The organism is Microbulbifer maximicatervae (SeqCode) (assembly GCF_052467955.1).
In genome coordinates this window covers 1,782,501-1,805,729 of the sequence record NZ_CP174329.1, presented here as the reverse complement: position 1 = coordinate 1,805,729, position 23,229 = coordinate 1,782,501, and the positions used below count along the sequence as shown (strand labels likewise).

Annotated in this window: 14 protein-coding genes, 2 rRNA genes and 1 riboswitch; of the genes, 4 read left to right on the top strand and 12 right to left on the bottom strand. The window is 48.5% G+C overall.

Going from position 1 to position 23,229, the window contains the following annotated elements; all coding sequences use genetic code 11:
• Positions 1-13: 13 nt before the first annotated feature.
• Positions 14-1,993 carry an acetoacetate--CoA ligase gene (locus tag ACJJI5_RS07625; protein ID WP_445355919.1) on the bottom strand — a complete coding sequence of 660 codons (1,980 nt, stop codon included), beginning with the start codon at positions 1,991-1,993 and terminating at the stop codon, positions 14-16.
• Between the two features lie 166 nt (positions 1,994-2,159).
• Here ACJJI5_RS07625 and ACJJI5_RS07620 point away from each other — a divergent pair, with 166 nt between their 5' ends.
• The gene (locus ACJJI5_RS07620; protein WP_445355918.1) at positions 2,160-3,038 is read left to right on the top strand and encodes a LysR family transcriptional regulator; all 879 of its coding nucleotides are present in this window, start codon (positions 2,160-2,162) and stop codon (positions 3,036-3,038) included.
• A 33-nt stretch (positions 3,039-3,071) separates the two neighbouring features.
• Here ACJJI5_RS07620 and ACJJI5_RS07615 read toward each other — a convergent pair whose 3' ends face one another.
• From ACJJI5_RS07615 to thiC, 7 genes are all read right to left on the bottom strand, one after another.
• On the bottom strand, positions 3,072-3,545 hold the full coding sequence (locus tag ACJJI5_RS07615; protein WP_108734073.1) for a Dps family protein: 474 nt from the start codon (positions 3,543-3,545) through the stop codon (positions 3,072-3,074).
• A 248-nt stretch (positions 3,546-3,793) separates the two neighbouring features.
• Positions 3,794-4,543, bottom strand: coding sequence for a HesA/MoeB/ThiF family protein (locus ACJJI5_RS07610; RefSeq protein ID WP_444914413.1), 750 nt, complete (start codon positions 4,541-4,543; stop codon positions 3,794-3,796).
• Positions 4,537-6,090 carry a thiamine phosphate synthase gene (thiE, locus tag ACJJI5_RS07605; RefSeq protein WP_445355917.1) on the bottom strand — a complete coding sequence of 518 codons (1,554 nt, stop codon included), beginning with the start codon at positions 6,088-6,090 and terminating at the stop codon, positions 4,537-4,539. Before thiE ends, ACJJI5_RS07610 begins: the two co-directional genes overlap by 7 nt.
• Before the next feature lie 7 nt (positions 6,091-6,097).
• On the bottom strand, positions 6,098-6,904 hold the full coding sequence (locus tag ACJJI5_RS07600) for a thiazole synthase (protein ID WP_445355916.1): 807 nt from the start codon (positions 6,902-6,904) through the stop codon (positions 6,098-6,100).
• 2 nt (positions 6,905-6,906) lie between these two features.
• Positions 6,907-7,107 (bottom strand): sulfur carrier protein ThiS, encoded by a 201-nt coding sequence (gene thiS, locus ACJJI5_RS07595; RefSeq protein WP_108734077.1) that lies wholly within the window; start codon positions 7,105-7,107, stop codon positions 6,907-6,909.
• Positions 7,107-8,183: a glycine oxidase ThiO gene (gene thiO, locus ACJJI5_RS07590; protein WP_445355915.1), complete on the bottom strand. Its 1,077-nt coding sequence runs from the start codon at positions 8,181-8,183 to the stop codon at positions 7,107-7,109. Before thiO ends, thiS begins: the two co-directional genes overlap by 1 nt.
• Before the next feature lie 111 nt (positions 8,184-8,294).
• Positions 8,295-10,205 carry a phosphomethylpyrimidine synthase ThiC gene (thiC, locus tag ACJJI5_RS07585; RefSeq protein ID WP_445355914.1) on the bottom strand — a complete coding sequence of 637 codons (1,911 nt, stop codon included), beginning with the start codon at positions 10,203-10,205 and terminating at the stop codon, positions 8,295-8,297.
• Positions 10,206-10,290: 85 nt separating this feature from the next.
• A riboswitch (TPP riboswitch) is annotated at positions 10,291-10,389 on the bottom strand.
• A gap of 261 nt (positions 10,390-10,650) precedes the next feature.
• Between thiC and ACJJI5_RS07580 the strand changes: the two genes are divergently transcribed.
• From ACJJI5_RS07580 to ACJJI5_RS07570, 3 genes are all read left to right on the top strand, one after another.
• Positions 10,651-11,577, top strand: coding sequence for an SGNH/GDSL hydrolase family protein (locus tag ACJJI5_RS07580; RefSeq protein ID WP_445355913.1), 927 nt, complete (start codon positions 10,651-10,653; stop codon positions 11,575-11,577).
• An 819-nt stretch (positions 11,578-12,396) separates the two neighbouring features.
• Positions 12,397-13,566: an SDR family oxidoreductase gene (locus ACJJI5_RS07575; protein WP_445355912.1), complete on the top strand. Its 1,170-nt coding sequence runs from the start codon at positions 12,397-12,399 to the stop codon at positions 13,564-13,566.
• A 24-nt stretch (positions 13,567-13,590) separates the two neighbouring features.
• The gene (locus ACJJI5_RS07570) at positions 13,591-14,706 is read left to right on the top strand and encodes a DUF3419 family protein (RefSeq protein ID WP_445355911.1); all 1,116 of its coding nucleotides are present in this window, start codon (positions 13,591-13,593) and stop codon (positions 14,704-14,706) included.
• A 483-nt stretch (positions 14,707-15,189) separates the two neighbouring features.
• Here the strand turns inward: ACJJI5_RS07570 and ACJJI5_RS07565 are convergent, their stop codons facing one another.
• From ACJJI5_RS07565 to ACJJI5_RS07550, 4 genes are all read right to left on the bottom strand, one after another.
• Positions 15,190-16,731 (bottom strand): thioredoxin domain-containing protein, encoded by a 1,542-nt coding sequence (locus tag ACJJI5_RS07565; RefSeq protein WP_445355910.1) that lies wholly within the window; start codon positions 16,729-16,731, stop codon positions 15,190-15,192.
• Positions 16,732-17,166: 435 nt separating this feature from the next.
• Entirely contained in the window at positions 17,167-19,401 is a 2,235-nt protein-coding gene (locus tag ACJJI5_RS07560) for a hypothetical protein (RefSeq protein WP_445355909.1), read from the bottom strand.
• 507 nt (positions 19,402-19,908) lie between these two features.
• Positions 19,909-20,024 (bottom strand): 5S ribosomal RNA (gene rrf / locus ACJJI5_RS07555).
• Positions 20,025-20,227: 203 nt separating this feature from the next.
• A 23S ribosomal RNA gene (locus ACJJI5_RS07550) occupies positions 20,228-23,109 on the bottom strand.
• Between the last annotated feature and the right edge of the window lie 120 nt (positions 23,110-23,229).

Sequence of the window (23,229 nt, the reverse complement as noted above, 5' to 3'; positions counted from 1 at the left end):
TACGCTCCCTAACTTACTCCTCTGCCAACTCCGGCAGCTTTTCAAATAGCGATAAGGCTTCAGGGTTGGCCAGGGCCTCCTTATTTTTAACCGGTTTACCCTCCACCACATTGCGCACAGCCAGTTCCACAATCTTACCGCTGATAGTTTTAGGAATATCCGCCACCTGGATCACCTTTGCCGGTACATGGCGAGGCGTGGTATTGGCGCGAATCGTGGAGCGGATTTTCTGGGTCAGACCCTCGTCCAGTACAATACCCTCTCGCAAAACCACAAACAGCACTACCCGTACATCGTCGTGCCAGGGCTGGCCGATACAGATACTATCGAGCACCTCCTCGACTTTCTCCACCTGGCGGTAAATCTCTGCGGTTCCGATACGCACACCGCCGGGATTAAGTACTGCATCGGAGCGGCCATAGATCACAACACCACCGTGTGCCGTAATCTCGGCATAGTCCCCATGCGCCCACACACCGGGCCAATTTTCAAAGTAAGCACCGCGGTACTTGGCTCCATCTGGATCGTTCCAGAAGCCAATCGGCATACAGGGAAAGGATTTGGAGCAAACCAGCTCCCCTTTCTCTTCAACCACTGCACTGCCTGTATCATTCCAGACTTCCACCGCCATACCCAAGCCGCGACACTGTAATTCACCGGCATAGACCGGTAGAGTTGGGTTGCCAAGGGCAAAGCAAGACACAATATCAGTGCCGCCGGAAATAGAGGATAAGCAGAGATCTGCTTTTATATCTCTGTAGACATAGCGGAAGCCTTCGTGGGCCAGCGGAGAGCCTGTGGAGAGCACTGCACGCAATTTCTCCAGCTTGTGGGTCTCCCGGGGTTTGCAGCCACTCTTCTCCAGCGCAGCAATATATTTGGCACTGGTGCCAAACACACTGATTCCCTCTTCATCGGTCATATCCCATAGACTTTGGGATGAGGGGTAGAAAGGTGAGCCATCAAACAGCACCAGAGTCGCCCCACAAGCCAGGCCACTCACCAGCCAGTTCCACATCATCCAACCGCAGGTGGTGAAGTAAAACAGAGAGTCCTCACGGCGCAGATCGCAGTGTAAGCGATGCTCTTTAAGGTGCTGGATTAGAGTGCCACCCGCACCGTGTACAATACACTTGGGTACACCAGTAGTACCCGAGGAGTACATAATGTACAGGGGGTGATTAAATTCGGTTTGTACAAAGGAGAGCTCGCGAGCGGGCGCCGCTGCTTCAAAAGCTTGCAGTAGTACCGCCTTACCCAGCGGCTCTGCCGCTAGTACCTGAGCAGTTTCCTCTTCTGAGCGCGCAACCGGTACCACTACCAAAGTTTCTATGGATTCGATTCGCTGCATGATCTCGCGCAGACGCGGCAATGAATCAATAACCTTACCGTTATAGAAGTATCCTTCACAGGCAAATAGCACTTTCGGCTGCACCTGGCCAAAGCGGTCAAATACTCCATTGATACCAAAGTCTGGTGAGCAGGAGGTCCAGATAGCACCGAGGCTCGTGGTGGCCAACATGGCTACTACGGTATCGATCACATTGGGCATAAAGCCCGCTACCCGATCCCCCTCAACAACGCCCTGGGCAACGAGGGCCGCTGACAGGCGCTCCACCCGATCGTACAGCTCCTTGTAGCTCAGCTCGCGGCGGCTACCGTTCTCCAGGCGCTCGACCAGGGCAGCCTTGTCATCGCGATAACGCAGCAGGTTCTCAGCAAAGTTCAGGCGTGCCTGTGGAAACCACTGCGCACCGGGCATGGAATCGTTACTGAGTGTCTCATCACCCTTATCTGCAGCAATGACTCCGGTGTAATCCCACAACTCCCGCCAGAAAGCTTCGCGATTATCTACAGACCACTGGTATAAGGCCGCGTAATCATTGAGATCCAGCTGGTATTGCTGGTTGACCCTGCGACGAAATTCATCCATCTGGGTGGCGGCAATAGCCTCTGCGCTGGGTTGCCAGAGCGGTTGGGAGTTGTCCTTCATTTCAACAGACCTTGTGGCTCATTATTGTGTTTTCGAATCGCCCTCTCGGGCACAAGGGGAGCAATCATGCCCTGCCCCACCACTTAAAACTATTTTAATCTTTTTTAGATTTGTTAAATAAAAGTTAACATAGCCAAATCTATTAACTCCCCAGGAATCTGCCGCTGTGAGTGCCACGATCAAACAACTACGCGCCTTTGTCACAGTGGCCCGCAGCCGCAGCCTGGCCCAGGCCAGTGCTCAGTTGCACACTTCCCAGCCAGCCCTGTCCATTGCCATCCGCAATCTGGAGGATGCGACTGGCGGCCCGCTTTTCAGTCGAGAAGCCCGCCAACTCACTCTCACCCCGGAGGGAGAGGAATTCCTCTCCCGCGCCGAACAACTACTGCACAACTGGGATCAATCCCTGGATGCGGTACAGCAGGCCTTTCGCCTGGAGCGAGGGCAGTTGCGCCTGGCAGTAATTCCCGCCTATGCGCTCAACCAACTCCCTCAATTATTAGCCAATTTTCACCGCCAACACCCACAAATCAATATCCTGCTGGAAGATGTGGTGATGGAACGAGTAACCCAAGCGGTACAGGATGGCCGGGCGGAGCTGGGCATCAGTTTTCGTCCCGAGGATTTAGGTGGGCTTGAGTTTGTGCCCCTACACCGGGATCGTTTTATCGCAGTCATACCACCCCAGCACCCCCTCAGCGAAAAAGGAAAAGTGCGCTGGAGTGACTTGGCCAGTTTTCCTTTTATTGCTATGAACCGCGGCTCAGCGGTGAGGCGCTGGACCGATGAGGCCTTCGGGCAAGGTGGTAAAGGCGTTCACTATATCTGCGAAGCTAATCAACTAAGCACAATCGGCCAGTTAGTACGTGCGGGAATGGGGATTAGTGCAGTACCGAGCTTGTGCGAAACACAGGTTCGGGAATATGGGCTGGAATACCTGCCACTATCGGCGCCAGTAGTGAGTCAGGAGGTGGGGATATTATTAAAGAGCCGTGGCACCTTGTCGGCACCAGCAACCGCGTTTTTATCCGCGATTACTGGTTAAGGTCTATAAAAGTGCCTCTACTTATTTGAGCGACTAGTGACTGCTGGTTGCGCGCAGCATCCAAGCCGTTTTCTCGTGAACTCTCATACGATCAGATACCAAAGCAACTGTGGACTCATCTTCTCCTGCCTGGGCATCTTTTAAAACTTCACGACAGGTTTTGATCACCTGCTCATGCCCTTTAGTCAGAATTTTTACCATTTCTTCCGCCGGTGGTACCTCAACAACTTCTTTGATGGAACTGAGTTGAGCAAAAGCCTGGTAAGTGCCGGGAGCGGAAACCCCGAGGGTGCGAATGCGCTCGGCAATATCATCCACCGCAGTGGCCAGCTCGGTATAATGCTCTTCAAACATCAGGTGTAATTCGCGGAACAGAGGCCCAGTAACATTCCAGTGGAAGTTGTGGGTTTGCAGGTAAAGGGTGTAGCTATCTGCCAACAAATGTTTCAAACCGGCAGCAATCTTTTCCCGATCCTTTTCACTGATACCAATATCGATTTTTTTCATAATACAAATCCCTCTTCCAAAAACTGTTGTCACCGAAATGGTTATAAGGCCATTTTGGTACCTTTATTCACTTCTCACAAGCTATCGAGCCAATAGCTTATTTATATAGACAAGTAAGATTTATAAGGTACAAAAATGGCGTGAATTTTAACCCGGCTATTGAAAGAAAATTTTGCGACAAGACATTGCCAATAAGGGACTCTCCAAATAAAACTATTTATCGAGCCCCCTGCTGGCAATACAAGAAATCAGGCACTACAAACCGGGCAATTACTATGGCTCGGCAGCTGCAAAGTTTGCAGGGCTAAGGTTTCCGTCTCGATTAAGTGCAATTTATTCAAGCTCGATACCGGCAAATCCATCAGGTATTTCATGGCCTCCAGAGCCTGCATGCTACCAACCACACCCAGCGCCGGACCGATCACACCTGCTGTAGAGCAGTTCTGGACTTCAGCCTGCTCCTGGGGCGGAAACAGGCAGGCATAACAGGGACCTTTTCTTTCAGAAAAATCAAAACTAATCAGCTGGCCGGAAAACCCCTGCACCGATGCCATTACCACCGGACACCCTGCCTGATAACAAACCCGGTTGATCGTATGGCGGATTTCCAGGTTATCGGTGCAGTCCAACACCAGATCCACCTGTTTTACCTGCTCGCGCAGCCAGGATTCATTCGCCATTTGGCTGTGGGGGTGAATGCGAATAGTTGGATTGGCTGCAGCCAATTGTTGTGCAGCCACCATGGCTTTGGATTTTCCCTGGTGATTGGTTTTGTACAAAACCTGGCGCTGTAAATTGGAGAGATCGATATGATCACCATCCACCAGGTGCAACTCTCCAATACCGGCTGCGGCCAGATACATCGCTGCCGGGCTGCCGAGCCCACCTAAGCCAACAATCAGAATTCGCGCAGAAGACAGTTTTTTCTGCCCCTCTTCACCCACTTGGGGCAACATTATCTGGCGACTGTAACGCTGTAATTCCTTACTACTTAACATGGCTCTACTTCCGCATGCTTACCTTTCAACAGGACATTAAAATCGGCAACCGCCTGCTTGTAATCTTTTGCTTTAGTAATAGCGCTGACCACGGCGATACTGCCAACGCCACTAGCGATAACCTCACCGGCCCGTTGCATATTAATACCACCAATTGCCACGAGTGGATAATCGGGCAATAGCGCGGCCATTCGCGCAAGTTTCTGCACGCCCTGCAACTGATCCGACATATCCTTGGTGTTGGTCGCATAAATTGCACCAATCGCCAAGTAACTGGGGCGATAACGGTAGGCCAACAGTAATTCATAGAAGCCGTGGGTACTGATACCCAGCTTCAATCCTGCCGCTTGAATTGCCCTCAGATCAGCAGACTGCAAATCCTCCTGGCCCAAATGCACGCCGTAGGCACCGCACTCAATCGCCAACTGCCAGTAATCATTGATAAACAGGCGCAGGTTATACGCCCTGCCAATAGCCACTGCCCTCTCAATCTGTGCGCGCAGGTCCCCACCCGGATTCTTTATTCGCAGCTGTAAAGTACGCACCCCCAGCTCAGCCAGGCGCTGCAACCACTCCACTGTATCCACTACCGGATATAAACCCAATGCTTGAGAGTCTGTTTGGGCAAACCCTTGAACAAGAGGCTGGGCCGCACCAAAACCATAATCCAGCGCACGCTCTTCTCCCGGCACCAAAATCTCCGGGAAGTCGATTAAATCCAGAGGCCAGCCACAATGACCTACAGGTCCAGCACCAGCGCCGATATGTGCATTATTTCCCCGACGCAAGCCCCGCTGAACATAGGCTTTACCCACAACGCAGGCATCTCGCAACGGGTAGCCCAAAGCGCGGCAGGCGGCAATAGCGGAGGACAGGGTGCAGCCAGTGCCATGTGTGCCCGTACTGGACACTTCCCGGCCAATAAACCAATCGGCTTTTTCACCATCCCACAGTAAGTCGGCAACTTCTCCCGCACGCAACTGCGTATGGCCGCCGGTAACTAAAATTGCAGTACCGCCGTGGGCGTGCAACTGACGCGCAGCTTGCACAATAGATTCCGCACCAGTGACACTGGCTCCGGTAAGCCATTCCAATTCATGTAAATTGGGAGTGACCAGATCACACTGTGGCATCAACTGAGCCAACACCGTTGCGGTAATATTCCCTTCGGTGAGCCTGGCTCCGTTGGTAGCAACAGCAACCGGGTCGTAAATAACCGGAACCGGCTGCACCGCTTTCAGCTGGCGCAGAAAATCTGCCACCGCAACAACTTGTTCAGCATTCGCTAGCAGACCGATTTTAATTGCGGCAGGAAATAGATCCCGCTGTAAGGCCCGCAATTGTGAAGCCAAGACCTCTAGGGAAACTGCATTAATTGCAGTGACTTCCACCGTATTCTGTGCGGTATTGGCCGTGATAGCACTGCAACCATGGCAGCCGAGATCGGCAAAAGTCAGCAGGTCCGCCTGAATGCCGGCGCCACCGCCGGAGTCACTGCCGGCAATGGTCCAGACAATTGGCTTTTTCAATTGGAGTTGATCGCGCATAAAAATACTAATCCTGCAATATGCTCTCTGCCTGCTGCCAGAAAGGCATATCCAGGGTGGGGGTACTGGGGCTGGCAGTTTGACGCCTGAGCATCAAGCCGGCATTAAAGGCGGCGCGCCCGGATTCCACAGCCAGTTTAAAGGCATTAGCCATCAGTACCGGATCCTGGGCTTTTGCAATCGCGGTATTCAATAACACCGCATCAAAGCCCATCTCCAGCGCTTCTGCCGCCTGTGATGGCGCACCGATTCCGGCGTCAATAATAAGCGGTACATCACTCAGGCGCTCGCTCAGTGTTTGCAGGTTATATTTATTGAGCAAGCCCTGCCCGGTACCGATGGGAGCCCCCCAGGGCATTAATACCTCGCAACCCACATCCAAAAGTTTTCGACACAGAACCAGGTCATCTGTGCAATAAGGCAAAACCTTGAAGCCTAACTGAATTAATTCCCGTGCAGCTTCTACCAGACCAAAGGGGTCTGGCTGCAAATTGTAATCATCGCCAATCACTTCCAGCTTGAGCCAATCGGTCTGGAAAATTTCCTGGGACATTTTTGCCAGCTCCACCGCTTCTCGCGGCGATTTACAACCGGCGGTATTAGGCAACAACTGACAACCGGACTCGCGAATATAATCCCAAAATCGATTGTCCTGCTGCTGTGCCGGATTTTGCCGGCGAAGAGACAAAGTAATAATTTCCGAAGCTGAGGCTTGCACGGATTCGCGCATAATCGCTGGGGAGGGATACAGGGCGGTGCCCACCAAGAGCCGGCTGTTAAATGTTTTTCCGTAAAGTGTTAATAGATCGCTCACCTTTACCCCCCCACTACCGGAGCAACAATATCCAGGCTATCGCCGTTATTTATCTGTGTATTGCTATATTCCGTACGGGGAATAAATCCACCGTTGATCGCAACGGCAAATGTTTCTCCGCGATAGCCGAGCTGCTGTAAAAGCGCAGAGAGTTTTAGCGGGGATTCAAGGCTCTGTGTTTCCCCATTAATTAGTACCTGCATCAAACCACCTGTAACAGTTGTTGTGCCACTTGATTCTCCACTTGCTCCACTACTGCCGGCGCTAAAAGATAACCGTGACGGTAAAGGCCATTCACCCTAATCAGCCCATCCTCGCTGTGGATATAAGGCATATTATCCATAGTGGCGGGGCGACAATTTACGCGGGTCTCAACAATACGAGCCTCGGCAAAAGCCGGGTTGAGGGAGTAAAGCGCGGAAGACAATTCCATACTGGAGCGCACGGAAATGGGCGACTGGTCTTCGCTCTCAATTTCCGTGGCACCAATTACTGTGCGCCCATCGCTGCGTGGTACAGCGTAGAGCTTATAGCGCGGGTGGAGCAGTCGCACTGGACGCTGCAAAACCACTTCCCGGGATTCCACCACCATCACCTCACCACGGACACCGCGTAAGCCTTCAATCTGCCCCTTGGCACCGAGACCACGGCAGTCGATCACGCAATCAAATTGTTCGCACTCCGAGTTCACAGAGATATACCCGGCTTCGCAATTTACCTTGCTTTGCTCTCGCAGAGTGACTGCACCTCGGCGCAATACGCTGAGTAACGCAGGCAATAGGCGGTGATTATTGATATCCGCCTCACCCCGCAGGTAAAGCCCCTGTTCAAAGCCGTGTAAGGAGGGCTCTAATTTCGCTAAAGTATTGCAATCGAGTGGCTGCACCTGCTCCCTGGCAGACTCGCCCAACTTGCCCTGTAGCTCCCTCAGGAATTGCAGCAGCTCACTTTTATCCTTGCCATGAGCAACCAGCACTGAGCCCGCTCGGCGGTATTCCACGTCCTGCCCGCTCTGCTCCTCCAACTGCCGGACCCACTCAGACCAAATCTCAAGGCTTTTCAGCCCCAGGTTGTAAACCTGTTTATCGCTGTGCACCAATTCCGATAGTGGTGAGATCATTCCCGCTGCCGTCCAGCAAGCTCCCCCGACTGGTGCCGACAGATCACCCGCTTCAAACAGGGTAATATCCAGTTCCCGTTGGCAGAGCCGCCAGGCGAGCAAGCGACCTAACAGGCCGCCACCGGCAATAGCTACTTTGGCTTTGGTTTCGCTTGTCACAGACCACCTATCTTCGCAAATCCAAATCGACACCCAGCGATATGCGCTATGCACTCGCCATACTTTTGCTATCCGATTCTTGGGGGAGAGGACTCTCCCCCAAAATACTCATTAGCCCTTGTGATAAATCTCGCTACCCATGTCCTTAAATTTAATCGACATTTCCTCCATGCCCTGTGCCGCTTCCTGCTTGGCCGCATAATCGCGCACATCCTGGGTAATTTTCATGGAGCAGAATTTCGGGCCGCACATGGAGCAGAAGTGAGCTACCTTGCCGGATTCCTTTGGCAAGGTTTCATCGTGATAGGTGCGTGCCCGCTCCGGGTCCAAACCGAGATTGAACTGGTCTTCCCAACGGAATTCAAAGCGGGCTTTTGACAGGGCGTCATCGCGCTTCTGTGCCCGCGGATGCCCTTTGGCCAGGTCTGCGGCATGAGCCGCAATCTTATAGGCCATAAGGCCCTCTTTAACATCCTCTTTATTGGGTAGGCCCAGGTGCTCTTTGGGGGTCACATAGCAGAGCATGGCGCAACCGTAAGTGCCGATAAGTGCAGCGCCGATGCCGGAAGTAATGTGGTCGTAGCCTGGAGCAATATCCGTGGTCAATGGACCTAGAGTGTAGAAAGGTGCGCCGTGGCAGCGCTTCAGCTGCTCATCCATATTTTCTTTGATCTTATGGATAGCCACATGACCGGGGCCTTCGATCATCGTCTGAACATCGTGCTTCCAGGCAATTTCAGTCAGCTCGCCAAGCGTGTGCAGCTCGCCAAACTGGGCTTCATCGTTAGCATCCGCAATGGAGCCCGGGCGCAGGCCATCACCGAGACTAAAGCTCACATCGTAAGCCTTCATAATCTCACAGATTTCCTCGAAGTGGGTGTAGAGGAAATTCTCTTGGTGATGGGCGAGACACCATTTGGCCATAATGGAACCACCGCGAGAGACAATCCCGGTCATACGTTTGGCAGTGAGCGGCACATAGCGCAAAAGCACGCCAGCATGAATAGTGAAGTAATCCACCCCCTGCTCCGCCTGCTCAATCAAGGTGTCGCGGAACACATCCCAGTTAAGATCTTCAGCAATTCCGTTTACTTTCTCCAGCGCCTGGTAAATTGGCACAGTACCGATGGGCACTGGCGAGTTTCGCAGAATCCACTCGCGGGTTTCGTGGATATTGGCACCGGTAGACAGATCCATCACCGTGTCCGCGCCCCACTTGGTAGACCAAACCAGTTTCTCCACTTCCTCTTCAATGGAAGAAGTCACAGCAGAATTACCAATATTTGCATTCACCTTGCACAGGAAGTTGCGCCCGATAATCATCGGCTCCACTTCCGGGTGATTAATATTCGCCGGGATAATTGCCCGCCCTTCTGCAACTTCCCGGCGCACAAATTCCGGCGTGATTTGCTCGGGGATGTAAATACCATCACGTGCCTTCTGGTATTCACTTTCACTCATTTCCGCTGCCAACTTGGCTCGCCCCATATTTTCGCGCACTGCGATAAATTCCATCTCTGGGGTAATAATGCCGCGGCGGGCATAGTGCATCTGAGATACATTCTGTCCCGGTTTGGCCCGGCGAGGACTGGGAAGGTTTTCAAAGCGGATATGATCCAACCCCTGGTCCGCCATACGCTTCTGGCTGTAGGCCGCCTGGCGAGAATCCAGCAGTTCGGTATCTCTACGGGCCTCTATCCAGCCCTGGCGCAATTTGGGCAGCCCTTCCCGTACATCCACTTTAAAATTGGGCTCGGAATAGGGGCCCGAAGTATCGTAAATGGTGAGGGGCTCATTGGGTTCAAACACCGGATTCTCTGCATCCCCACCTACCAAACTATCTCCCAAACAGATCTGACGAGCACCAACCTGGATGTCGGCAGTTTCACCGGGCAAATACACCTTGCTCGAGTTAGGGAAAGACTGAACCGTGAGATTCTCAAGAAATTCTTTAGCGGAATCGCGACTGGCAGCGCGGGAGGACTTTCCGGCTTTACCGGATTGTTCAATGATCTCAGACATGCGTAACCTTAAAACTTGGGAATTTAAAGGTCGCAGCATCCAGGGCACATACAAAGAGAAAAGACGCCAAACTGTAACAAAACAGGCGACTTCAGATCTTGTTCCCTACGCGGGGGTTACCCCGATCAGGTTCAACGGATCTCGCAACAGCGATCTCAGCCCACAGGCACTCCGACAAGTAGAGCGCAGTATAGTGGAAGCACCAGAGGAAGAACAGATGGCATAAAACTGTGCCAGAAAAACTAAAGCTTTGAACCGCAATAAAGTAATCAATGCTCTTGGCGACAAAACTCCAACAGACTTCAATTTATTGATAACTGACCAAAGGGTCTCAAACATTCACCACTCACAACACCTGAGTGCGTCCTACACTCCTTCTCGTTTACCGGAGCAGTGAAAAAAACGATAACAACTTACGGCGAAAGTCGGTGTGGGAGAAAATACAATGTTGAATAAATATGGAGTTCTAGTAACGCTCTGTTTGAGCATCTTGTCGATACAGCCAGCAATGGCAGCCCCCTCCAAGTCTGTTGCTGCGGGTGACAGTATTACCATGGCATTCGGTGCAGACTGTACCCGCAATAAGTATTTCTGGGACCTGTTTTGTCTTCTCGGCGGAGACCAACCCGAGCATTCCTGGTTTGACGGCGACGACAATTCAGTGGAGAGTGTTCACGATAAATATAAAGTTAACTACCCCAATATGGCTGCCAATAAAAGCGCAGCGGAATCCGGTGCTGAGATGCGTAGTGGAGGCGACAACTTCTCCACTCAAGCCGATCGGATTCTATCCCAAAGTAATTTACCTGATCATGTCGAGGTAGTATTGGGTGGTAATGACATCTGTAACCGGGAATGCGTCGATCCAGCCAACTGTAACGATCCACTCTACACCGATAGCGAGTGGCGCTCGGCAGTTCAAGCTGGACTGGACAAATTAGTCGATGGTCTCCCTAACGGTTCAACGATAGTACTCGGCTCAGTACCACGAGTACACGATCTCCGGGCAGCTGGTCTGGATAAGCAAAGCGGTAATTCCCGCGTAGATTGCGAGAGTGTCTGGTCGACTTTCGGAATTTGCCGAATTGCAACAAATGGCGGCTCGATGAATGGAGAGAGCTTTGCTACTCGTTATAACGGAATAGCCGCAGCCCAACAACGTTATAACGAAATCCTTGTTGAGGAAGCAGAAAGTTACAACGGTATGAACGGGGTAGAAGTTGTTGCTGAATATACCGGCGAGAGTGAATTAAATGCCGGGACTTTTCAATTCAATAAAGACGATATTGATGGTGGAGATTGTTTCCATCCCAGTATCCAAGGGCAAAATATTGTCGCTGACCTACTATGGCAAGGAAATCCGGATAAATAAGTAACTTTTACTGCTCGGTAAATTCAGGGCCCGCAATAAAGTAGCGCGGGCCCTAATCAATTCACTTACCTAAATCCTCATCAAAGTAACCATTCTCTTCAACCACATACTGCAATCTATGCGGCAAACCCTTTCTCATAAAGGCGACATCAATTACTTTTCCACTGGTAAGAGCACTCCTCACCCCATTCCTGTCACAAGAGAAAATAGTCACTTAAGCTAATTGAGAGCGATCTCGTAAAACCAGTTTATTCAAATTTTACTAGCCCGCACATACTACAACCTCGACAAACCACTCAGGTCACCATGAATCCCAAAATTTGTTTACCCGTATTGACCTGGGTTAGAAAATCGGTTTAGCGAAAGTTTCTTTTACAATAAACACCAAACCTTCCATAAGCAATTGGGACAAGAAATTAATGCACTCAAGGCTCAAGGAGAAGCACCTGAATTATTCTTGATCTCGACTGCTGGGACAAATGGATATGCAGTCAATATATGAACGATCTACTCAGATCTACTACAATTATTCTACGATACCCAACTGAAACTCCATAGTTAGAGTTAGTGGTACAACTATCACCATGGACAATCACGTTGTGCTGTGTCTACCGCTCAATACTACTTTCTAATTTTACCTACAGCCTATTAACCTCTGAAACCGGATGAACAATCTCGCTACTTCAGTAACAGGCGCCCTTGTGAAAAAATCTGCTTTAGTACATATTTTGTATTTTTTAATAAAAAAAGCAGCAACCATAAATAATTTAATGGAAGAGCAATACTACTTAGCCTATAGAAAAATCCCACTTCAACCCCATGACTGATTCGCATAATTTAATAAATCAAGATCAACATGTTTTGAAAAAAATTTCTAAAATAAAAGAATTAAAAAGAATACAGCTCATTATCGGTGGCTTTGGCTTTATAGGCCAATACTTGACGTGGGGATTATTAAGAAAAGGCTTCAATGTAGTTTTGATTGCTCGAAGTGATATCCACAATCGACTCGAACAACTCAAGCAAAAAAATAGCGCTGTCAATCCTATTTATAAGCTCACAGAGAATGACTTCAATCGGCTTACAATCATATCAGGTGACTTGAACAAACCCAGCTTGGGGATGTCTTCTACACCTTACAGCCAATTATGCTCCTTACACATTGATTCCATATGGAATTGTGCAGCAGATATGCGTTACAGCTTTAGCAATTTGCAGCAAAGCATGAATACTAACGTCAATGGTGTAAAGCGACTCATTGACATCGCAGTAACAACCAAATGTCGACTCAATCAAATATCGACTAGCTTTATTGGCGGTAAGGACTACGCTAACGGGGAGACAATCGAGGAGATCCTCTATCAGCCAAAAGAGTTTTTTAACGCCTATGATTACACTAAAAATATGGCAGAAAACTTAATCTCGGCATCCAAAAACCTACAGTATACGATTTACAGGCCTACGATTGTTTTAGGTGACTCAGTGACCGGTTATACAGATTCCCAGTCTGGCTACTATGAATATGTGAAGCTGCTAAATCGATTAAAAGAAAAAAATGTAAAACTACCTATTCATTTAAAGTATCTTTCAGGTAGACCCATTAACATTATCCCTGTAGATGTTTGTTGCGATGCGATATTAAACATCTCAGACAATCATGAAACCACAGCAAGTCAATATTTTAACATTGCAGATTCCAAGCCAATGACAATCGATGACTTTGTTCAATTTAATCGGATTTATTTTAATCTAGACCTAAGACAGCTTCAAGATGATCACACAGCATTAAATAATTTGTCTGAATTGGAGAAGCGCCTACTTAAGATCATTAATAGAATGCAAAACGGTCCCTTTTTGAACAGTGACTTTAGATTTTGCAGTAAAAATAGCCAAAGAGTATTAGGCCACTCTGTACAAAACCAATGGCGCAATAGCAATAGCTACCTAACCAAGATTGTGGACTATTTTTTAAACCAAACAAGTTATTGAAACAACCCCCCAATCAAACATATCATGATTAGCCCCAATGACATATTACAATCCACTTACGCAAACAGAATCAGTTACTCCGGCCCAAATGAAGACTCCAGATCCGAATTAAAAGCCTTAAATATAAATGAAAATGACAATATTTTATGTGTTACTGGCGGCGGAGATCGCGTATTAAGCCTCTTGTTAGACAAACCTAAAAAAATAACCGCAATCGATCTAAACCCTTGCCAAAACCACCTCTTAGAACTTAAAAAAGCCGGAATACAGGAGTTAAATTATGAGGATTTCCTGAAATTTATAGGGATTCTTCCATGCAATAAAAGATTGCATACTTACAACAAAATAAAACATCACCTCTCAAAAGAAGCAGAATCATTTTGGACAGAAAATACAAAAACAATCAAGAGGGGAGCCATCTTCGAAGGAGCCTTTGAGAAACACTTTAAATTGATTAGTACCATCATTAAAACTATTCGCCCAAGCAAGATAAGAACGCTAGTCACATTCAAGAACATTGAAGAGCAACGTAAATTTGTTGAGCAAAAATGGAATAGCCCAGCCTGGAAACACTTTTTGCACTTTCTAACCAGCGAGTCTATCTTCAGGCTTTTCCTGAAAGACCCCGGATTCTACCAGCATGTTCCTCAACAAGTATCGATTCCCAAGTATTTGATAAGCAGGATGGATCACTCCCTAATGAATCACCTGATCCTTGAAAATTTCTTTATGACTTTCTTATTAACGGGAAAATATAACCCAGAACATGGACTACCTTTATATTTAGAGAAAAAAAATTATCCGGCAATAAAGGATGCATTAAATAACTCCATCATAGAAACAGTAACATCACCACTAGAAACATATTTAGATCGACTAGAAACCAAAATTGACAAATTTTCGATTTCTGATGTTTCCGCTTATCTCAACGAAGAAAACTTCATTTCCCTACTAAACTCAATACACTCAGCTGGCAATGAAAACTGTATATTATGTATGCGTCACTTTATTACAAAGAGAAGAATTCCCGATTTCTTTAAAAGTAAGTTTATTTTTAACCCGGCCTTAGAAGAAGAGCTTGGCAATAGCGATAGGTCTTTTGTTTACAGCTTTAACGTTGGCGTAAAATGTACCCGCTAGCTTTTCTCACTATTTCAACCATCATCGCCAATGTTTCAATATTAGACAAATTGAGTTAGCAACTACTTTTAGACTATCCTTCTGAAATTTAAGCCTCGAACATTGATAAACCAAGCAACTTTATAATTGAATGGTTCTTTTGACATCAAAGTCCCCCAAAATAAACACTCCAGCTTGCCACACAAAAGTAGCGGGAAACTAAATAATTACAGCCCCGCGCTACCATTTAAGATTTCACCACACTTCCCCAAGGAAACCGCAGGTTAATCTATGAGGGGTTATTTTGAGACCTAAAATAAGCCATTATCAGGAAAAACTCCCACCTCGACATAGGGCCGGTGACTCTATTGATCTATAACCGCCAGGCAAACCGGACAAGGGGGTATTGGCCTTGCGGAACTGCTTTCAACAGCTGCCCTGCTAGCTACATTATCACTATTTACTACAACCCTAGTGATGACCAACGCCCCCTCGTATAACTGGCTATTCTGACTTTTCTTCAAAGTAGCCAAGCTCTTCAACCACATACTGTAATCGGTGTGGCAAACCTTTCCTCATAAAAGCTACATCTATTACCTTTCCACTGGCAAGGGCACTCCACAACCCATTTTGACCACTGTGAACCCAACTATCGTTGACTCTCAATAGTACATCATTATCCTCAAATCCCAACGCAGTAAAAAATTCATTGCCAGCCACACCCTCCAGACGTATCAAATGGTGCCCTTCAACTTCTAATTCCGCCTTGGTAAACTTGGCCTCTAAGGATTCGCGCTGCTCAAGCTGTTTCGATAGCCACTCTTGTCCAAGAGTCAACACTCCCGCAGGCTCAATTAATTTTTTTCCTTTCTCACCATGAGGCTGTTCAATGCGCTGGCGCAGTTCCTCAGTGTGCTGACGAGAATAAGTTAAAGACACCGTATTACCTTCCTCGCCTTGAAGTAATAAACGCTCCAGTGTGCCCTGATTGTTAATAACAGCATAGCTACCCTCCAAACTCCTCAAGGAAACATCTTTGAGAAGTGGCTGCCCCAAGGAATAATATCGAGCCTTCTGCCCCTCTACTTCTACTAGAGCTTTAGACTTATTTTCTATGCTCGATTCACTAATACCCACTAGAGCAAGAGGAAGATTCGTTACGGGAAGTTTATTTTTACTATTTCTCTGTTGCTCCCAGGTATGCTTTTGTTTTTGATCTATATTAAGTTTCGCCAACTCCCTTTCTACCCAATAAGAATACTGCTCAAAGGATCGCTTCCCCTTTAAGTAGAGTCCATTGATAAAAACCACCGGTACGTTTTTGAGCCCCAGCTGTAAAGCTGTTTCTTGATCCTTGAGGACTAGCGCCCTATAACTTTCATCCTCTACACAACTTGCAAAGTAAGCGCTATCAACCGACAAGTGCTTGGCCGTCTGAATGTATGCGCTATCTCCTAAATTTGGGGTTCTTACATAAAGGGCATCGTGGTACTCCCAGAAAGTATCTTGATCCCCAGCACATCGAGCGGAAACAGCCGCCCTAACGCCCTCGCGGTGAAACTTTAAGGGAAAATCAAAATTAACCTGTCGCACCCAACCAGGATATTCACTTAATAGCTGCCTCAGTACAGGCTGGAAAGACTTACAGTGAGGGGACTGAAAAGAACAAAAAACGGCTACTGTTACAGGCGCTTCAGGATTACCACGTACAGCCCTGTTCTCATAGGAGAGCTCGATGCGCGGCGGCTTAGGAGCAGGCAGAAGAATTTCAACATCTGTACCAGCCCCTGAGGTTTCAGAAATAAACTCATGAAGCTTATTCAGGCGCAGCTTGTGTTCCATCTCCGCGATATCGTACAAAACAAACTGAAGATCTCTGTCCAGTTCTTGTACAGTAACTTCCCTCCCTCCTATTCTCGCAGCGACAGCATGCTGATCAGCTACCCTACCCTCTGCAATCGCTTTCGTGTCCTCGGCGCAACCATTAATTACACCCAAACTCCCGGAAACCATTAAAATTATTAAAATGCGTCCTAGCCCATTCACTGGCAATTCTCCTTTTACCGGTTTTGACCAATCTTACCGCCCAATTCTCATTTCAGCCTCTTACATCGAGGCTTGTCGCTGCTGCAATCACAAAATGGGAACTAGACATGCTTTTTGGCATCAGAGCCAACAATCTAGAGGCAGGAGAAGCAATTACTTCCCACCGAGAAAGAAGAAAGTTGGGAGAAGGAGTGAGTGAGAATGCTCTAGAAAGACGCCACATGCACCCATGAAGCAAATCTATCCATAACGCTTCCCAGGTCCGGCATGGCCCAACGAGACCTATACCGAGCTAGTCGCAAGATTCATTATCATATTTCCCACTTACTAAGGTTAAAGAAAACTAATTTGTGGCAAATCTTAATTTTGCCTCTCCGAAATGAAACCGGGCCGCTATTGCGGCCCGGTAGATATCAAAGTCGTGATCACGCCACCTTATTCACATCGAGAATCCTCTGGCGAGTTAACACACAGGTCGTAGGCGCATGAGAATTGAAAGAGGCTACTAGCGCCAGCGCCCGAACTGCCTTCTTGCGCTGGAACATTAACCGTTACCTTTACGAAATCAGCCCCCTCTGGTACAGCGCCATTAGGGGCATTCACAGTGATAGGAACTATGCTAGGCCCTTGGGCGCTAGTATTTCCAACTGCCCAGGACTCAGGCCACACTTCGCAATAATCCGACTCAACATTAACCGTCGTCCCCAGAGGTAAACGACCGTTGTATTTATCAGAGAGATAAAAATCTACTGTTCCAGTTTCATCGCTAGAAATATCGATACTAGGCCGCTTTAGAAAATCACCAGCAGCGGTTTCAAATATCCCGTATGGGTAATCTCCCGAAACCAGGAGTTCTACCTGCTTACGTACATGAATCAGCTCTTTAGTGCAACTTCCATCTGCCTCTGCTTCATCTGAACAGAGAACACCATTGTAAATACCATTACCCTGATCGTAGACTCCATTATTATTCAAATCAGCAGGCCAATCTTCATCGCCAGCTACCTCGGGACAATCGGGGTAGCAGCTACCAGCATTGCCAGAGTTCCCGAACTCTCCATCCTCATTGTGGTCCAAAAATGCCTCTGGTAAATCGGTAAAGTCTTCACCAGTATCAAAGCGCCCATTACCATTGGCATCAGTAAAAGTTTCTTGCCCAAACGCATATGCGAGAATTGTTGAGCGAGCACCATACGGCTGCCCTAAAGACACCGGGCATGGAACACCCGTAAGCCCAGTTTCGGGGCAAGTCGTGTTAAAAATAGTTCGAACCGAGTGAGCTTGACCGTCAACACCAACAAATGTATAGGACTCGGGCTTGCGGGGGTCCTGACTAGTCCAATCTACTGAACAGTTGCCATCAATCGTGGTGCAAGATCCAGTTATACGTCCATACTCTGTGGTGAAAGTAATTGCAGTTCCATCGGGAACCTTATTATTAAAGGCATCACCAGCGTAAACAGTAACTGTTGAGGTTGCGCCGTTAAAGGTATCGCCACCTGGGTTTAAAACAGTAGCAGCCACATCAAAAGAATTTTGGTCAGGGATACCTACAGAGACCACCAACTCATCAGATACGGTGGATACAACCTCCCCCCCATCGACGGTTATGGAGGCTACTACTGAAACCGGCGTCGCCACAGTACCAGAAGAAACCAGTGCCGTTACTTCACCATCCGCATTAGTCGTACCTGAATCGTTAGTAAGAGTTGCATCACCTGCTTCTGTGGACAAAGCAAAATTAACTTCAACTCCACTTATTGGCAGGTCATCCTTGCTTAAAACCTGAAAAAGCAGCGTTGATGTTTCCTTACCGCCAGTACCTTTAATAGAGATTATCGTAGGATCTGCGCCTACAAACTCAATAGAGCCGACCTCTGCAGCCTTCACATCAAGCTTTCCGCTAGCCGATATGCTCGGATAATTCACTAACGCTGCCGTAATACTATCCTCACCCTCACAGCCCGCAGCCGTATATGTTGAGGTAGCCTTACCTTCTATAGTCGTAACCGGGGAGTCAAGGGTTGCAACAGCTGGTAGACTCAAACTGCAATTGCTTGAGAATTCCACTTCCATTCGCTTCGAGTAGAGGTCGCCATCAGGACCTTGCACGTAGACACTAACAGGCGTGGTGCCTCTAGAGGATAAATTCTGGACAGTAATATCCAGCTCACCAGTTACGAACTGCTGATTGCCATCTACATAACCCAATTGCAAATTGGGCTCTTGAACTGTGAATGTGAGCGGTGAATCGGTACTGGTGCTATCATAGGTTACAATAACTTCTCCAGCACTCCCTACTTCCTGCCCTTCAACATCTAACTCTATAGTTGCAACGCCACTGTCATTAGTCATCACAACTCCACTACTAGGGGTCAACTCACCTAAAGTTGTTGTGACTGTAATATTGTCAGAAGCAACAGGATCTCCATTGTCAAGCTTGACCGTAACTTGGACAAGCACCGGCTCTTCTGGATTTGGATTTTGGAGAATCTCACCAGTTTCTAAGTCATGCAGCTCGACATCAATGCTATAAGAGACTGGTTCCGGCGTGGTACCTCCATCATCACCACCGGCACTACCACCGCCGCCGCAAGCGGTCAGTGAAACAGCAACGGTCATCAATAGAAGCCATCGCAAAATTGATTGGTACAGCGTAAGAATGTGCATCTAAATTTCCTTCAATATTTTTAGCGCCCAGCGGCAGTAGCCATCATCTCTCAATCGGGTATTTATAGTTTTTCCCGATACGGCTTAATGCGTCTTTAGTCATCGTCGACTACTCACCCAAACCAGAAGCCAACTTTTGCACCTATGGTATCTAGCGCAAGAGTTGCTCAAAAAAGCATCATCTCAGTGAGCAAGAAGAGGCAACGGGCGACTATCCAGAATCATTGGAATAAAATCAAGTTTTTTACATCCATCTTGCACCATTGTTCTATAAAAAATTGACCGCTAAGAAATTAATGTGATTTATATATTTTTTCCTTGAATTTTCTTGATACAAGTCAGAGCTTTTAGACTGGTAATCAGATATTGAGCGTGCCGAGATCTACGTTGTATAGCGAGCAAAACTCAGCATGTTGGGGCGGGGCTTTTCTATTTTCTTTATTTTTTGAAATATTTTCAGCCATAAAAAAAGGGCCACCCTATTGGGTGGCCCTTTTCGGATTAGAAGCCTGACGATGACCTACTCTCACATGGGGAAGCCCCACACTACCATCGGCGATGTTGCGTTTCACTTCTGAGTTCGGCAAGGGATCAGGTGGTTCCACAACTCTATTGTCGTCAGGCAAACTGGCTTGGGTTGGCGTTGGTCTTATAAGCAATGTGCTTGGCCTGCCGCGTTATCGCTGTTTGCCTCGGTCATGTTGGTGACCGGCGATAACCCCAAATAAGTCGGTAAAACAATCTGTAGTAATACACCGCAAGCGATCGTATGTCTCTAACTCACAATCCGCTAGCTTAGCTAGTCGTTAGTAACCATCTCTGTTGTATGGTCAAGCCGCACGGGCAATTAGTACTGGTTAGCTCAACGCCTCACAACGCTTCCACACCCAGCCTATCAACGTGGTAGTCTTCCACGGCCCTTCAGGAGGCTCAAGGCCTCAGGGAGATCTTATCTTGAAGGAGGCTTCCCGCTTAGATGCTTTCAGCGGTTATCCCGTCCGAACATAGCTACCCGGCAATGCCACTGGCGTGACAACCGGAACACCAGAGGTTCGTTCACTCCGGTCCTCTCGTACTAGGAGCAACTCTTCTCAAATCTCCAACGCCCACGGCAGATAGGGACCGAACTGTCTCACGACGTTCTAAACCCAGCTCGCGTACCACTTTAAATGGCGAACAGCCATACCCTTGGGACCGGCTTCAGCCCCAGGATGTGATGAGCCGACATCGAGGTGCCAAACACCGCCGTCGATGTGAACTCTTGGGCGGTATCAGCCTGTTATCCCCGGAGTACCTTTTATCCGTTGAGCGATGGCCCTTCCATACAGAACCACCGGATCACTATGACCTACTTTCGTACCTGCTCGACATGTCTGTCTCGCAGTCAAGCGCACTTATACCATTATGCTCATTGCATGATTTCCGACCATGCTGAGTGCACCTTCGTACTCCTCCGTTACTCTTTGGGAGGAGACCGCCCCAGTCAAACTACCCACCATACACTGTCCTCGATCCGGATAACGGACCAGAGTTAGAACCTCAAACATACCAGGGTGGTATTTCAAGGACGGCTCCACAACAACTAGCGTCGCTGCTTCAAAGCCTCCCACCTATCCTACACAAATAGGCTCAAAGTTCAGTGCAAAGCTGTAGTAAAGGTTCACGGGGTCTTTCCGTCTAGCCGCGGGTACACTGCATCTTAACAGCGATTTCAATTTCACTGAGTCTCTGGTGGAGACAGCGTGGCCATCGTTACGCCATTCGTGCAGGTCGGAACTTACCCGACAAGGAATTTCGCTACCTTAGGACCGTTATAGTTACGGCCGCCGTTTACCGGGGCTTCGATCAAGAGCTTCGCCGAAGCTAACCCCATCAATTAACCTTCCGGCACCGGGCAGGCGTCACACCCTATACGTCCTCTTACGAGTTTGCAGAGTGCTATGTTTTTAATAAACAGTCGCAGCCACCTGGTCACTTCGACCGGCCTCAGCTTAGGGAGCAAGTCCCATCACCAAAACCGGCGTACCTTCTCCCGAAGTTACGGTACCATTTTGCCTAGTTCCTTCACCAGAGTTCTCTCAAGCGCCTTGGTATTCTCTACCTGACCACCTGTGTCGGTTTAGAGTACGATTCACTATTACCTGAAGCTTAGAAGTTTTTCCTGGAAGCAGGGCATCAACCACTTCACCCACTAAGTGGGCTTCGTCATCAGTTCTCAGCCTTAGGGACCCGGATTTGCCTAAGTCCCCAGCCTACAACCTTAAACATGGACAACCAATCGCCATGCCGGCCTAGCCTTCTCCGTCACTCCGTCGCAGTAATAGCGAGTACAGGAATATTAACCTGTTTCCCATCGACTACGGCTTTCGCCCTCGCCTTAGGGGTCGACTAACCCTGTCCCGATTAGCGTTGGACAGGAACCCTTGGTCTTCCGGCGGGGAGGTTTTTCACCTCCCTTATCGTTACTCATGTCAGCATTCGCACTTGTGATACCTCCAGCAGACCTCCCGATCCACCTTCAACGGCTTACACAACGCTCCTCTACCATGCTCCTAAGAGCATCCGCAGCTTCGGTTATCAGTTTGAGCCCCGGTATATCTTCCGCGCAGGCCGACTCGACTAGTGAGCTATTACGCTTTCTTTAAAGGATGGCTGCTTCTAAGCCAACCTCCTAGCTGTCTGGGCCTTCCCACATCGTTTCCCACTTAACTGATATTTGGGACCTTAGCTGGCGGTCTGGGTTGTTTCCCTTTCCACGACGGACGTTAGCACCCGCCGTGTGTCTCCCGCGATTGCACTCCTCGGTATTCGGAGTTTGCATGGGGTTGGTAAGTCGGGATGACCCCCTAGCCCAAACAGTGCTCTACCCCCGAGGGTGAGACGCGAGGCGCTACCTAAATAGCTTTCGAGGAGAACCAGCTATCTCCCGGCTTGATTAGCCTTTCACTCCGATCCACAGGTCATCCCCTAATTTTTCAACATTAGTGGGTTCGGTCCTCCAGTTGATGTTACTCAACCTTCAACCTGCCCATGGATAGATCGCCGGGTTTCGGGTCTATTGCCTGCAACTAAACGCCCTATTAAGACTCGATTTCTCTACGGCTCCCCTAAGCGGTTAACCTTGCTACAGACAATAAGTCGCTGACCCATTATACAAAAGGTACGCAGTCACCCCGAAGGGCTCCTACTGCTTGTACGTATACGGTTTCAGGTTCTATTTCACTCCCCTCTCCGGGGTTCTTTTCGCCTTTCCCTCACGGTACTGGTTCACTATCGGTCAGCTGGGAGTATTTAGCCTTGGAGGATGGTCCCCCCATATTCAGTCAAGATAACACGTGTCCCGACCTACTCGATTTCACTCTAAATGCCTTTTCGTGTACGGGGCTATCACCCTGTATCGCGGTACTTTCCAGAACCTTCCACTAAAACATAAAGAGCTTAAGGGCTAATCCCCGTTCGCTCGCCGCTACTAAGGGAATCTCGGTTGATTTCTTTTCCTCCGGGTACTTAGATGTTTCAGTTCCCCGGGTTCGCCTCCATAACCTATGTATTCAGTTATGGATACTCCTAAAAGGAGTGGGTTTCCCCATTCGGACATTCTAGGATCAAAGCTTGTGTGCCAGCTCCCCTAGACTTTTCGCAGGCTCCTACGTCCTTCATCGCCTCCAGCTGCCAAGGCATCCACCGTATACGCTTAGTCGCTTGACCATACAACACAAACGACTACTAACGACTTTTAACATCCAGGTAAAATCCTGGACGCCGGATTGTGTGCTTGAGAGACACACAATATTTTTGATGTTGAGTATTGTTAGTACTCAACCTCGC